This is a genomic window from Rickettsia parkeri, from assembly GCF_051427245.1.
Classification (GTDB): domain Bacteria; phylum Pseudomonadota; class Alphaproteobacteria; order Rickettsiales; family Rickettsiaceae; genus Rickettsia; species Rickettsia rickettsii.
This window is the reverse complement of sequence record NZ_CP195774.1, coordinates 700680-714078: the sequence shown is the minus strand read 5'-3', so window position 1 is coordinate 714078 and position 13399 is coordinate 700680. Positions and strand designations below refer to the sequence as shown.

Below are 13399 nucleotides of genomic sequence, written 5' to 3'. Positions count from 1 at the left end.
AAAACGGTAATATATTAAATAATGGAGAATTTTTAGTCTTACAAAAAATAAATTGGTTTTTTATGCAGTAATTCCTAATAAAGATGCTTTGCATGCTTCACATTTAAGACATATCATGCATTGAAAGATAAAGATGAATTAGAGCAATTGGGCGTAATAATTAGTTATAAAATAACAGCAGACTATGTTAGTGAAACACCTATTGATATCGAAAAAAATATTGAAAATGCAAAATTCCTCTATAACCTATTTCCTATGGTCAAAACGCTTTATGAAGAGCAACTTATATTACGTACAGATGAGGGGAGATATCTACCTTTATATATAATAAATGATAAAGACTGATATCTCGGAGGAACAATTACTTCTTGGCAAAATGATTATGCGGCAGCTTATGGCTTTCAAGCTATAAACATTAGAACCTTTAATGGAAAAACAATTAGCAGAATTAGATAGTGATATTTCTATAAAAGGAAGAAAAATGAGTAAGCGAATACAAAAATGTTTAAAAAAGAAAGTTTTTTATCCTATAGCAGCACTGGTATCAGGAAACTCCTATGCACGTTCTAATTATTCAAATTGTCCATCTTGTAAAAAAGATTGGCAATTCAAAACAACATTTCCTGAAATATTTGATTATAAATGTAATAAATGCCTTTTATTAGGTTATGAACTTCATAGTTAGCTTTTTGTTGCCTAGAGATACCTTACATATTCTTAATATAACGCCGGTTTAAACAAATCCGTTAACTTGATGCTCCCAGAGTTCCTTAAAAGTGCCGTCTTCTACGATCTTGCCTTTATCCATAACAATAATTCTATCCATATGCTTGATAGTAGATAATCTGTGGGCTATAGCAATTATTGTGACATTCTCAATATCAAGCATGGTATTAATAGATTTTTGTACTTCTTGCTCTGTATGGCTATCAAGGCTTGAAGTTGCTTCATCTAAAACCAAAATCGGAGCGTTTTTAAGAATAGCACGGACAATTGCTATACGTTGCCTCTGTCCACCACTTAGCTTTACTCCTCTCTCACCGACAATGGTGTTATATTTTTCCGGTAAACTTTCGATAAATTCATGGATATTTGCAGCTTTGGCGGCATTTTCTATTTCCCAAGGCAAAGCTTTTGCATATCCGATATTCTTACCTACTGAGCGATGAAAAAGCATAATATCTTGAGGAATTAATGATATCTGCTCCCACAGGCTGTCAAAGGAAGTATCGTAAAGGCTTTGGTTATCGATTATAATATCAAGTGGATTTACCGCTACCTGAATTCCCGACAATACCCACTTTCTCACCGGCTTTAATATACAAAAATTAAGAGACTGGAATACACTACTCCCCTCTTTATAAGCAAACGATATATCCTTAAATATAATCTCCCCTTTGAAGATTTTTAATGCAGCAGCATTTTTTATCTATAGTATCTTGTGGGATTTGCATGATTGTAAAGGCGGAGCGAAACGCTGCTATATCTTCTAAAAAGTCTTTAAGTTCCATAGTGGCATGCCACGAATTTTCAGTCACTAAAAAAGTAAGGGACATAATAAAAGCAATATCGCCGATACTAATTTCACCAAGATTACGTTAAATGAATTACATACACAAATACACCTATATACCCAATATACTAAACTGAGTATTATACAAATAATTAAATCATATTTGTAATATTTTTATTAGAGGGTTATGTACATTATGGTAATAATCATTTACTTTATTTAATTCTCGCTGCTTTGCTGCAAACGAAAAAATAGTAAAGATGTTTATAATACAATCAGCTACCAAGAATCTTGCTTATCTTGTTCCATTGTAACAAGTTTAGTAAAAAACTGTAAAGCAAGCGGTAAGTCAATAGCCATAAAGGTACTAATGACAACAAATACTTTAATATTAGTAAGACCCAGTGCAATACCGGAAAGCAAGGTAATTAATAACGGTTTGCTTAATTGATACTCGATTGCTTGGTGCATTTTATAATAATTATCACCTATGCCCCGTACTCTTCCAACGATAGAACCGGAAAGGTTATTTTGAAAATAAGTATACGGCAAATTAAAACAGTGATTACATATTTTATTCATCATGCCTTGAAAGATATGAGGCATTGCTTTAAGTTGTGCAAAGTTATGAGCACGCCAAGCACCATCAAGTATAGCTTGTGCTGCTACAAACCATATTATCGGTTTATAACTTTGAGCAAATATAATCTTTTCATTTTGGGTAAATAAATCAAGCACAAGCTTTACGGCATAATTATATATAATAGGATGAAAGCCGCTTGCAATAGGCCCAAGCATCATAACAAAATACCAATATTTATACGGCTTTATAACAGACCATAAAAAAGAAACATGATAAGTTTTGATTTTCATAAGTTGAGAAATGTATGTTATTCTTAGATAAAAGCGGCCTTATTACATGGCCCGTTTCATATCATACCTGCGTGCCCTTGTTGCATGACTCTTATGTCATTCCCGCAAAAGCGGGAATCCAGTACCTTAAAGCTTTATTTGAAAAGTAAAATTTATAAATCTTGGTCTAACCTTAAGTTGTCACCCATGTGCGATCAACGGAATGACATTATTGTAGATAATCTATTAATATATTAGTATCAAAGGTAGCTTTCATTCGTTCCACTCATTACATAATTTAGCCTGATATTCTACACTATCTAGATTTTTATCTTTCCAGAGTCCAAAAGCGTTTTCAAATGCCTTATTATTGTGATCATTACTAGCAATGTAACTAGTTAAAGCTTGCCCAATAATTTTATCTCTTGATATTTTTTTCTTGGATATTTTATCTAGAATTTTAATTTGCGAATCAGCTATATTAATATAATAGTTCTCACATAATCTCCTTAGGATTTTTTCCTAATTAGGATATCATATCCCTATGATACGTATTATTATCTTATATAATCCTTTAGATTTAAAATCTACAAATATTTCTCATTCTCTTCTTTAACCACAGCTATTAACTGCTCAACCGATAATACTTCTTGGTCAGTAGTTCCGAGCCTTCTAATCGCTACTTGTTTATTTTCTTGCTCTTGTTTACCAATTACTGCAATCATCGGTATTTTTTGATTAGAAAACTCACGAATCTTATAGTTAATTTTATCAGGTGAGATATTAAAATCCGTTCTTACCCCGTTATCAATTAAAGCTTTCTGCACTTCCAAAGCGTAATCGTTCAAATCGCTGGTAATAGTTGCAATAGCAACCTGCACTGGTGCAAGCCAAAGCGGAAACCTACCTGCATATTCTTCGATCAATATACCAATAAAACGCTCAAGTGAGCCAAGGATCGCTCTATGTAGCATTACGGGTCTTTTTTTCTCTCCGCTTGCTGCAACATAGCTAGCGTCTAACCGCTCCGGCAAAACAAAATCCATCTGAAGCGTACCGCATTGCCATTGCCGCCCTATCGCATCGGTTAATACAAACTCAAGCTTCGGACCGTAAAATGCCCCCTCGCCCGGGTTTAGTGTATAATTAAACCCTGATTGTTCTACTGCTTCTTTTAAAGCATTCTCAGCCTTATCCCAAACTTCATTGCTCCCTGCTCTGATTTCAGGACGATCAGAGAATTTTACCTTTATATCAGTAAAGCCGAAATCCTTATAAACTTCAGTCAGTAATTTACAAAAACTAACCGTTTCATCGGTAATTTGTTCCGCAGCACAAAATATATGTGCATCGTCTTGCACTAAACTCCGCACTCTCATTAAACCGTGCAATGCACCGGATGCCTCATTACGATGGCACAAACCAAACTCCGACATACGAAGAGGTAAATCACGATAACTCTTGATACCTTGTTTGAAAATCTGCACGTGGCAAGGGCAGTTCATCGGCTTCAAAGCTAATGTCTTGTCGTCTGTTTCTAACGCAAACATATCATCACGAAACTTTTCCCAATGTCCTGAAGCCTCCCAAAGGCTTTTATCGACCAAAACAGGAGTCTTAACTTCGGTATAACCATTTTTACGAATCTTTTTCCTAATATACTGCTCAATGGTACTATATATACTCCAGCCTTTATCATGCCAAAATACCATTCCTTGAGCTTCTTCTTGGAAGTGGAATAAATCAAGCTCACGCCCAAGCTTTCTATGATCACGCTTTTCGGCTTCTTCAAGCATCAAGAGGTAACTATCTAGCTGCTCCTTCGTGGCCCAAGCAGTGCCGTATATACGCTGCAACATCTCATTACGACTATCACCTCGCCAATACGCTCCTGCAACTTTCATCAACTTAAAATGCTTAACAACCCCTGTAGAAGGAGCATGCGGACCTCGGCATAGATCAATAAAATTACCTTGCCTGTATAAAGTAATTGGCTCACCTGCCGGAATTGAAGCAATAATTTCGGCTTTATAATGCTCTCCTATCGATTTAAAAAACTCTACGGCTTTATCCCTATCCCATAGCTCTCTTGTTACTTGCTCGTTCTTTTGTGAAAGTTCTTGCATTTTAGCTTCTATAACGGCTAAATCATCAGTGGTAAAAGGTTTATCACGAGCAAAATCGTAATAATAACCGTTTTCAATTGCAGGACCAATCGTTACCTGAGTTTCAGGGAATAGTTCCTTTACTGCTTCTGCTGTTAAATGTGCCGCATCGTGCCTTATTATCTCGAGACATTCAGGATCTTTCGCAGTTAAAATACGAAGCTTGCAATCATTGTCAATTACGATACTTAAGTCTTGAAGCTCACCGTTTATTTCAGCAACCATTGCTGCTTTAGCAAGTGACATTGAAATTGCATTTGCTACTTCATAGGCAGTAATGTTTTTTGCAAATTGTTTTATACTCCCATCGGGAAAGGAAATATTAATCATTCTTTTATAACTTATTTTTTCTTCAAATTTTTTACTTGTAGACCTTATCTCGTAGCTCTTATGTCATTCGTGCAAAAGCAGGAATGACACTTAGACTACTTGCTTTCTTGATCTATCATAGCCATGGCATTTATAAATTCTAATACTCTTGCATCACTAAGGATCTGATCAATAGCTTTATCGTTAAAAGTTAGTCCGGCGTCTTTACTTTTTACATCCACTACTAAAGATTCACCGTCTTTTAATTCAGAATTTTTACTAAAAACTTCTATTGCCCTAAAGCCGTATTGCTTTATTACTGAAGATTGTTTTCCTAGATTTAAAGCAAATTCCTTAGAATCTTCTATTTTATTAAGCACCGGTACAATAGCATTATTAGTATAATGCACAAAATTATTTATAACCACACTCGGATCCGATAATTTTATTACGCTTTCTAGATTCAGAGGATTATCTATAGTAGGCATATCAATATCAATAGCAAAATTAAAATCATCCATTACAAGATTAGTTTTACCGGATAATTTTTTTGCTTCAGGATCAAACTGACCTTTTAAATTAAATTCGGAATTATTTATTTTTGCAAAAACACCCATTACTCTTTCCCCATCTTCTTGAGTAATAGGGCTAGTTAGTTTAAAACTTTTATCTAACTCAGCTCTTTTGTTTAAACCATTACTAAAGTAGCTGCCTAAAGCTTCAGCTGCCGTTTTTTGGTATGTTTCAGAAGGTTCTATAGTAGATTTAATATTTAAAGCAAAATCAAAAATTTTATCTTTTTCTATATTTAATTTATATAAATTACTTTCTACTTTTCCTTTTCTTTCAATATCACAAGCAACTAAAAACGGCTTACCTTTTACTAATTCTCCTAACATCTGCATAAAAATAACAGCATACATCTTCTCATCTTGCCTTTGATCTAGAGAAAAATTTTGAATTAATAATTTCCCAAGAGCTACTAACTCATCACTATATTTTAGTTTTAATTTGGAATTGTAAGAAATAGGTAAATTCAATATATCTAACTTTGTCAAACCATACTCAAAGAAAGCAGTATCAGAGTCATTAGCTATTTGATTTCTCAAAAATTCAAAAATTTTATCATATAAATTTCTTCTGTAATTTTCAGAAATAAAAGAAACAGTATTTTTTCCATCCAAAATTAACAAATTAAGGTTATCCGATGTCTTAGTATTAGTAATTACAGAATTACTAATATCACTCTCTGCTAATTTTTCTGCATCTAGAGAACTATAAAGAGTTGATTTATTGTCACTCAAGCTTAATTTCCAATAATCAGGCTCTCTATTAAACAAAGATTTTCTAAACCAAATTGTTGTATGATGATCAGGTGAGTAAAAAATATTTTTTTCATCTTGAGCGGTAGTAATTTTTACATTATTTCCGTAAGAATCAATTTTTGTAATATTCAAAAATGGTATATGTCTAATAACTATTTCATCAAAATAAAAATCTATAGGTTTTAACATTACTTTATTTAAAGTAACACTAAATCCATATTTATTAACTTTTATTGCATCATAAGTTATATATTCTTCATATTTATCAAGAATAGAGATAATATTTTCTTTACTTTGATGTTCAAATTTATAGGCAGCATATCCCCACCCTACTAGGATTAGAGCTATAAAGCTTATTATAATAAATCGTATTTTCATCTTTTTTACCGTAAAAAATTATTAAAAATCAGAAATGTTGTTCCTGCGTAGACACCTAATCGTCATTGCGAGCAGCAGTAGGCTGCGTGGCAATCTCATCAAATATCCTGAGATTGCTTCGTCCATTACTTCGTAATTTTCCTCGCAATGACGAAAAACTGAACTTTGTAATAAAACCTTAAACAGTCCAAAATAGTATATATCGCTTAAAAAATATATTTATTTTTCTTTTAAACGATCAGCTATTAGCTGATATGATTCAAAAACCTTATTTGGTTCTTTTTCAAGCAATTCAAATCCCAATTTTTCATTACTGTTAATATGCCATAATCTACAATTATCCGGACTAATTTCATCAGTTAACATAATGATAGATTCTTCACCGTTAAACACACGCCCAAATTCTAATTTACACTCAACAAGCCGAATCCCGACACCGATAAATAAGCCGCTTAGAAAATCATATATACGCAAAGCCTGCTCTTTTACCGCTTTAATTTCATCCCTAGTTAACCAACCGAAATTTAATATTTGATACTCATTAACTATCGGATATTTAAATTCACGACTTCGGACCTTAAAATCAATAATAGGTTTATCAAATACATACCCTTCATCAATTCCGAATTCTTTTACAAATCTACTGCACGCTACTGATGATATTATTACTTGTATCGGGAAAACCTCAACATATTGAATTAATTGCTCCCTCATATTTATTTTTTCGATAAAATGATTTTCAATGCCGATCATTTCCAGTTTATCCATTAGAAAGGAAGAAATATTATTATTAAGTACTCCTTTACCTGATATATCAACAATCTCACCTGTTTCTAAAATAGCCTTATCGGAAAAAGCCATTATAAGTAAAAAATCTTCTTCGGCAGAATATAAAATTTTACTTGAACCTTCATATAATTTTTTTTTCATTTATTTGTCTCAAAATTCATTTTCCTCGTCATTGCGAGAAAATTACGAAGTAATTGACGAAGCAATCTCAGGAGCTTGTTATTATTTCATGAGATTGCTACGCAGCCTACGGCCGCTCGCAATGACGACTCTGGTATCCACACAAGCATATCATTAAAATCCCTGAAGATCATTCGGACCGATAATTGCCGACGTAGTAGTACCACTAAATATTTTATTTGCCGTATTAATAATATCATCAGCTTTTATGCTCATGATAATTTCCATAATCTCTTCAGGAGAAATATATTGACCGAAAACAGAATAATTTTTACCTATTTCTTCTGACTTATAGGTATTTTTCTCTTGAGCCATTTGTAAATTACTACGTAGTTGTGTTTTAGCTCTAAGAATCTCTTCTGTGCTTACTTGTTCAGTCATTTTTATTATTTCGTTTTTAATCTCTCTATATAATAATTCTAATTTATCATGTGCAGTGGATGCATAAATTGTAAACACTCCACTATCAAAATAAGCACTATTATAACTACCTACTGCATATGCTAAACCTAATTTCTCACGAATACTTTGAAATAAACGCGATGACATACCGCCACCAAATATTATAGAAAGTAGATGGGTTTGGTAAAGCTTTTCTAAATTAATATATGATGTACCTTCAAACCCTAGCACTAAACTAGTTTGCTCTAACTCCTTATTAATAAAGCCGTTTCCGCCTATATATTTTGCCGGAATAAAGCTACTTTTTACTCCTTGCTTCAAAGAAGAAAATAACTGTTCCGCTATAATTACTATTTTATCATGATCAATATTACCGACAATTGATAAATAGAGATTTTCAGCATTATAATGCTTATCTATAAAATTAAAAAAATGTTCTTTCGTAAAAGTTGCAAGGGTTTTAGCAGTACCTAAGATTGACTTACCCAACGGTTGTTCGCTATAAACTTTATTATAAAATTTCTCATATACTAGGTCATCTGGATTATCCTGATGATGAGCAATTTCCTGCATGATCACCTGATATTCCTTAGCTATTTCCTCATCAGAAAAAATAGAATTTTGAATTATATCGGCAAGTATATTAAGTGCTTTATCACAATTTTCAGACAAGACTCGTGCATAATATACCGTATTCTCATGACCGGTATAGGCATTAAAATGTCCGCCTATAGAGTCAAACGCTTCCGCTATCTGTTTTGCCGTTCTAGTTTTTGTACCTTTAAAAGCCATATGCTCAAGAAAGTGAGATATGCCATCCTCTTCTGCATTCTCATAACGTGCTCCAACTTTAGCAATTAAATTTATTGCTACCGAATTAACATAAGGCATATTATATGTTAAAATTGTCAAACCGTTTTTTAATTTACTAACATTAAAATTTTCTTTCATAATTTATCTTTTATTTTCTAAATCGTCATTGCGCGGAGATGCATAGCATCGACGTGGCAATCTCAGGAATTTTATATTACTTCATGAAATTGCCACGCTCCTTATAGTCGTTCGCAATGACGTTTTTTGATTTAAACGATGACTCTCTTAACTTCGTAAGCCTTAGAAATCTTGCAAAAGCAAAAATTATTGAATCTACAAAACCGTCAAAACCAAATACAAAATAGCGTCTGATAAAAAACGCTTTAAAAAACCACCATATCATTTCTGTTGTTAAACGAAAATTTGAAAGCTTTTTTCCTTGCTTAACTAAATCTTTTGCTTGCTCGTTAGAATAAAAATTTGCTTTAGTGACCAACTGCTCAATTGAAGTACCAGAATAATGATAAGCAGCTTCATTTAATAGATAAATTTTACCTGCAAAATCAACATCTTTATTAAATATTACCGAATCATGAGTAGTACTATTTACGGTATTTGCAAAGCTTGCAAATTTTTTATTATACAACCGAGTACATTTATTAAATGGAGCAAACATTCGTGGCTTTTGATCATTACGATGCATTATTAACAGCTTTATTTGATAAGCTAAATAACGATCTTGATTATGAGAGGCAAAAATATACTCTATTTCGTCTTGTAACTCTTTAGACAACTCCTCATCGGCATCAATATTAAGAACCCAATCATTTACGCAAAGGCTTTCGGCAAAAGATTTCTGTCCTACATAACCAAGCCACGGTTTTATTACTACCTTTGCTCCTAATTTTTCAGCTATTGCTACCGTATCATCAGTACTTTCACTATCGACTACTATCACCTCATCAGTAATATTTTTTACGCTATTTATAGCTCGTGCTACCCTTGTGGATTCATTTTTGGTAATAATAAATGCTGAGATTTTTTCAGTTAATGACTTATTCATAATACGTATACATTCTAAGAATTTTTACAACTTTTTCTTGTTTATAAACTTCATAAACCAACCTATGTTGAATATTAATTCTTCTTGAATAGCAACCGCTAAAGTCACCAACGAGCTTTTCATATGGAGGGTAAAGTTTCCAAGGATCAGTACTAACTATGTTTAATAAAACTTCTACTTTATTCTTTAAACTGGCTTGCACTATTTTCTTAGCATCTTTTTGTGTTTGTATAGTATAACGAATTATATACATTTATAAAAAATTACCAATTTAATTTATCGCTACACTTTGCTATAGGCTCTGCTCGTCCTTCAATTATAGACTTATGCATATTTGGAATAGATAATAAATATAAAGTTTCTTCCATATTACGATAATCTTCTTCTGAAATTATAACTACATTATTTCTTTTACCTTTAATATAAACAGGTTTGTGTACATCAGAAACATAATCTATAAGTTTATAAAGCTTACTTCTTGCTTCGCTTGTATTATATATTTCCATTATTTTTTCCTTATAGTTAGTGAGACTTAATATTAATAACGTACTATAAACAGTACGTTTTGTCAAGGTTATATTCCTACTATCACCCTAAACACCAGCTTAACTACATAAGTTAAAAGTAATGTGGATAATAATCCGCTAAGCCATAGGATAATAAACCATTGCCACCCTTTGAGACAAGAGGTTATTTTTTTAAATTTTTTAATATATCGGATGATGAGATGATTTGCCACGAAATATATAATAACAATAGAATGTGTAGCCAAGTATGACAGGTAGGAATATCCCAGCCCCTATCAACAGTAAAGACTGTGACTCCGGTGCTGCTGCAGCAGTTTCAAGCGTAACTTTATAAGGAACGATATATGGCCATATGCTTATCGCGAGCCCTAAATATCCTAATAAAAATAACAAGATCGTATAAATAAACGGCTTTACTTCTTTTTTCTGCTTAACGGCTTTAATTAACTTGATAAATATTAAAGCAGTTACAATAGGTACAATAGATAAATAGTAAATATTAGGTACACTAAACCAACGATGATTTATGTGGTTATTTAAGAAAGGAACCCATAAGCTCACAAGCCCCATAAAAAGTGCAACGTAAAATAAAATATATAAAGCAGATTTATAAGCCCAATCTTGTGTTGTCTTTTCTGTTTTCAGAATAAGCCAAGTAGCACCCAAGAGTGCATAACCGAATATTAATGCTATCCCCGTCATAACGGAAAAGGGAGTAAGAAAATCAAAGCTCCCTCCTGCAAATTCTCGTCCTTCTATCTCTATTCCTTGGACAAACGTACCAAGCATTAAACCTTGACAAAAAACAGTAATCATAGAACCGAAATGAAAAGCGTAGTCCCAAATATAACGATGACCTATATGAGCCTTAAAACGGAATTCAAAAGCTACACCACGAAATATTAGACCGAGTAACATCAATATAATAGGAATATATAAAGCCGGCATTAATAGCGAATACGCCAACGGGAAAGCCGCAAATAAACCACCGCCGCCAAGTACTAACCAAGTTTCGTTACCGTCCCAAAAAGGAGCAATAGAATTGATCATTTTATGACGGCAATCATCGGTAGGTGCAAACGGAAATAAGATTCCTACTCCTAAATCAAAACCGTCTAATAAAACATATAAACAAATAGCGGTAGCTATAAGCCCACCCCAAACAAGCGGTAAATCTATATAAGGTGCAAAATTTAACATAAGCTTATTACTTTTCTAATAATGGGTTATTCAAACCACTCTCTCCGTACATTTCTTTATTATCTATCACTTCTATACCTTTCTTTATCAAATGCATTATATAATATATACCCGCTCCGAAAATGATCACATACACTACTATAAAAGCAATTAGAGAAATAAATACATATTTGCCGAGTACCGGTGATACCGTATCCACGGTTTTTAAAATATTATATACTATATAAGGTTGTCTACCTACCTCGGTTACGAACCAACCAGCAAGTACTGCAATAAAACCTGAAGGTGACATTAATATATACCAATATTGAAACCAATGCGTAGTATATAATCTTTTCTTCAAGTAAAGATATAACCCCACAATACCTATAAATACCATTAAGCAACCGATTCCTACCATAATACGAAAACTAAAAAATACTACTGCAACCGGCGGACGCTCTTCTTTTGTCCATTCTTTTAATCCTTTCACTTCACCATCTAAACTATGCGTTAAGATTAAACTACTAGCATAAGGTATTTCTACAGCATATTTTGTTTTTTCTTCTTCCCCATCAGGAAAGCCGATAAGATTAAAAGCTGCTCCTTTGTCTGTATTCCAAATACCTTCCATAGCCGAGACCTTGACCGGCTGATATTTAAGAGTATTTAAACCATGCAGATCACCAATAACTATTTGAATAGGTGCAACGATTAACGCCATTAACACCGCCATAAAAAGCATAATTTTAGCATGCTCTTTATAACGATTATTTAGTAAATAAAAGCTAGCTACACCACCGATAACAAAAGAAGTAGTTAAATAAGCCGCCGTAATCATATGGAAAAAGCGATATGGGAAAGAAGGGTTAAAGATAATTTCTAGCCAATTTAAAGGATAAAAGAATCCTTCGCCTCGCAGTTCAAAACCAGCAGGCGTATGCATCCAACTACTAGCTGCAAGTATCCAAAAAGCTGAGATTACAGTACCAACGGCAACTATTAACGTAGAAATAAAATGTACTTTTTTACTGACTTTATTAAAGCCGAATAACATTATACCTAAAAAAGAAGATTCGAGGAAAAAGGCAGTAAATACTTCAAAACCGAGAAGCGGACCAAGGACATTTCCAACCTTATCTGAAAAATTCGACCAGTTAGTACCGAATTGATAAGACATTACAACACCCGAAACTACTCCCATACCGAAAGTAACGGCAAAAATCTTCACCCAAAATTTGTATATTTCTTGATAAACCGGCTTTTTTGTTTTCAACCATAACCCTTCAATTACCGCTAAAAAGCTTGCAAGCCCTATAGTAAAAGCAGGGAATATTATATGAAAACTTATGGTAAAAGCAAATTGAATCCTTGATAATAATCCTTGATCAAATTCCATATTTAAGCTGCTGTTTTAAAATAATAAGCTTTGTGACAATAACAATATACTCCCAGTGTAATAACGTATACTTAATAAGTGAGTACCACAGTACTTATAGGACGACGACGTAGCCAATTTTTCAAATTAAGCGAGTATACAGTATTTGATTTAATCATCCACCTTTGCTATTATTAAATTCTATCTGATTAGTTTTAACAAATTTTCCTTTTTCGGAGTTCCAATTATAATGAACATTTACTATTCTTACTTCTGTAACATTAATATCACCATTGGGCAATTGCGTTACATCATACCCTTTTCGGATAGAATCCGTAATTAATAAACTTGCTTGACAAATATATTTTACATCAAAGAACGGAGAATTGTCTTCCTTAGACTTTTCTTGTTCTTCTAAAAAATTATTAGATACTTCTTTTTCTTGCATTTCTAATGATGTTGAAGTTATTTTCTGAATTTTGTAGCATTATTTAAGGTAAGAAGCAAGGCTTGTTTATTATTTTTC

15 protein-coding genes are annotated in these 13399 nt (G+C 32.9%); 2 read left to right on the top strand and 13 right to left on the bottom strand.

Going from position 1 to position 13399, the window contains the following annotated elements; translation table 11 throughout:
- Positions 1–120 precede the first annotated feature (120 nt).
- Complete coding sequence (locus tag ACSFFC_RS04015) at positions 121–345, top strand: hypothetical protein (protein ID WP_499217197.1); 225 nt, start codon at positions 121–123, stop codon at positions 343–345.
- An 82-nt stretch (positions 346–427) separates the two neighbouring features.
- A complete protein-coding gene (locus ACSFFC_RS04010) occupies positions 428–685 on the top strand; it encodes a DUF8594 domain-containing protein (protein WP_041472191.1) in 258 nt (85 codons plus the stop codon).
- A 48-nt stretch (positions 686–733) separates the two neighbouring features.
- Here the strand turns inward: ACSFFC_RS04010 and ACSFFC_RS04005 are convergent, their stop codons facing one another.
- From ACSFFC_RS04005 to ACSFFC_RS03945, 13 genes are all read right to left on the bottom strand, one after another.
- Positions 734–1201, bottom strand: a complete 468-nt coding sequence (locus tag ACSFFC_RS04005) for an ATP-binding cassette domain-containing protein (RefSeq protein ID WP_267878485.1) — start codon at positions 1199–1201, stop codon at positions 734–736.
- Positions 1202–1792: 591 nt separating this feature from the next.
- Complete coding sequence (locus ACSFFC_RS04000; protein ID WP_231282976.1) at positions 1793–2386, bottom strand: ABC transporter ATP-binding protein; 594 nt, start codon at positions 2384–2386, stop codon at positions 1793–1795.
- Positions 2387–2638: 252 nt separating this feature from the next.
- Complete coding sequence (locus tag ACSFFC_RS03995; protein WP_081497804.1) at positions 2639–2851, bottom strand: hypothetical protein; 213 nt, start codon at positions 2849–2851, stop codon at positions 2639–2641.
- A 101-nt stretch (positions 2852–2952) separates the two neighbouring features.
- Positions 2953–4860, bottom strand: a complete 1908-nt coding sequence (gene thrS / locus ACSFFC_RS03990) for a threonine--tRNA ligase (RefSeq protein WP_014410456.1) — start codon at positions 4858–4860, stop codon at positions 2953–2955.
- A 95-nt stretch (positions 4861–4955) separates the two neighbouring features.
- The gene (locus ACSFFC_RS03985; protein WP_014410455.1) at positions 4956–6542 is read right to left on the bottom strand and encodes a hypothetical protein; all 1587 of its coding nucleotides are present in this window, start codon (positions 6540–6542) and stop codon (positions 4956–4958) included.
- Positions 6543–6761: 219 nt separating this feature from the next.
- Positions 6762–7472 carry a phosphoribosylaminoimidazolesuccinocarboxamide synthase gene (locus tag ACSFFC_RS03980; RefSeq protein WP_004996420.1) on the bottom strand — a complete coding sequence of 237 codons (711 nt, stop codon included), beginning with the start codon at positions 7470–7472 and terminating at the stop codon, positions 6762–6764.
- Positions 7473–7625: 153 nt separating this feature from the next.
- Positions 7626–8864, bottom strand: a complete 1239-nt coding sequence (locus ACSFFC_RS03975) for a M16 family metallopeptidase (protein ID WP_014410454.1) — start codon at positions 8862–8864, stop codon at positions 7626–7628.
- A 76-nt stretch (positions 8865–8940) separates the two neighbouring features.
- Positions 8941–9789 carry a glycosyltransferase family 2 protein gene (locus ACSFFC_RS03970; protein ID WP_014410453.1) on the bottom strand — a complete coding sequence of 283 codons (849 nt, stop codon included), beginning with the start codon at positions 9787–9789 and terminating at the stop codon, positions 8941–8943.
- Positions 9782–10042, bottom strand: a complete 261-nt coding sequence (locus tag ACSFFC_RS03965; RefSeq protein WP_014410452.1) for a Txe/YoeB family addiction module toxin — start codon at positions 10040–10042, stop codon at positions 9782–9784. The genes ACSFFC_RS03970 and ACSFFC_RS03965 overlap by 8 nt, the downstream gene beginning before the upstream one ends.
- Before the next feature lie 10 nt (positions 10043–10052).
- Positions 10053–10295 carry a type II toxin-antitoxin system Phd/YefM family antitoxin gene (locus tag ACSFFC_RS03960; protein WP_004996433.1) on the bottom strand — a complete coding sequence of 81 codons (243 nt, stop codon included), beginning with the start codon at positions 10293–10295 and terminating at the stop codon, positions 10053–10055.
- A 201-nt stretch (positions 10296–10496) separates the two neighbouring features.
- Complete coding sequence (gene cydB / locus ACSFFC_RS03955; RefSeq protein WP_012719479.1) at positions 10497–11516, bottom strand: cytochrome d ubiquinol oxidase subunit II; 1020 nt, start codon at positions 11514–11516, stop codon at positions 10497–10499.
- Positions 11517–11523: 7 nt separating this feature from the next.
- Complete coding sequence (locus tag ACSFFC_RS03950) at positions 11524–12894, bottom strand: cytochrome ubiquinol oxidase subunit I (RefSeq protein ID WP_004996438.1); 1371 nt, start codon at positions 12892–12894, stop codon at positions 11524–11526.
- Positions 12895–13048: 154 nt separating this feature from the next.
- Positions 13049–13321, bottom strand: a complete 273-nt coding sequence (locus tag ACSFFC_RS03945; RefSeq protein WP_014410451.1) for a DUF2671 domain-containing protein — start codon at positions 13319–13321, stop codon at positions 13049–13051.
- Positions 13322–13399: the final 78 nt, after the last annotated feature.

Bases quoted from the DNA above. Each gene is read 5' to 3' on its own strand.
- ACSFFC_RS03965 (WP_014410452.1), bottom strand. From the start codon at position 10,042: ATGTATATAATTCGTTATACTATACAAACACAAAAAGATGCTAAGAAA.
- ACSFFC_RS03980 (WP_004996420.1), bottom strand. From the start codon at position 7,472: ATGAAAAAAAAATTATATGAAGGTTCAAGTAAAATTTTATATTCTGCC.
- ACSFFC_RS03985 (WP_014410455.1), bottom strand. From the start codon at position 6,542: ATGAAAATACGATTTATTATAATAAGCTTTATAGCTCTAATCCTAGTA.
- ACSFFC_RS04010 (WP_041472191.1), top strand. From the start codon at position 428: ATGGAAAAACAATTAGCAGAATTAGATAGTGATATTTCTATAAAAGGA.
- ACSFFC_RS03975 (WP_014410454.1), bottom strand. From the start codon at position 8,864: ATGAAAGAAAATTTTAATGTTAGTAAATTAAAAAACGGTTTGACAATT.
- thrS (WP_014410456.1), bottom strand. From the start codon at position 4,860: ATGATTAATATTTCCTTTCCCGATGGGAGTATAAAACAATTTGCAAAA.
- cydB (WP_012719479.1), bottom strand. From the start codon at position 11,516: ATGTTAAATTTTGCACCTTATATAGATTTACCGCTTGTTTGGGGTGGG.
- ACSFFC_RS04000 (WP_231282976.1), bottom strand. From the start codon at position 2,386: ATGAAAATCAAAACTTATCATGTTTCTTTTTTATGGTCTGTTATAAAG.
- ACSFFC_RS03945 (WP_014410451.1), bottom strand. From the start codon at position 13,321: ATGCAAGAAAAAGAAGTATCTAATAATTTTTTAGAAGAACAAGAAAAG.
- ACSFFC_RS03970 (WP_014410453.1), bottom strand. From the start codon at position 9,789: ATGAATAAGTCATTAACTGAAAAAATCTCAGCATTTATTATTACCAAA.
- ACSFFC_RS03950 (WP_004996438.1), bottom strand. From the start codon at position 12,894: ATGGAATTTGATCAAGGATTATTATCAAGGATTCAATTTGCTTTTACC.
- ACSFFC_RS03960 (WP_004996433.1), bottom strand. From the start codon at position 10,295: ATGGAAATATATAATACAAGCGAAGCAAGAAGTAAGCTTTATAAACTT.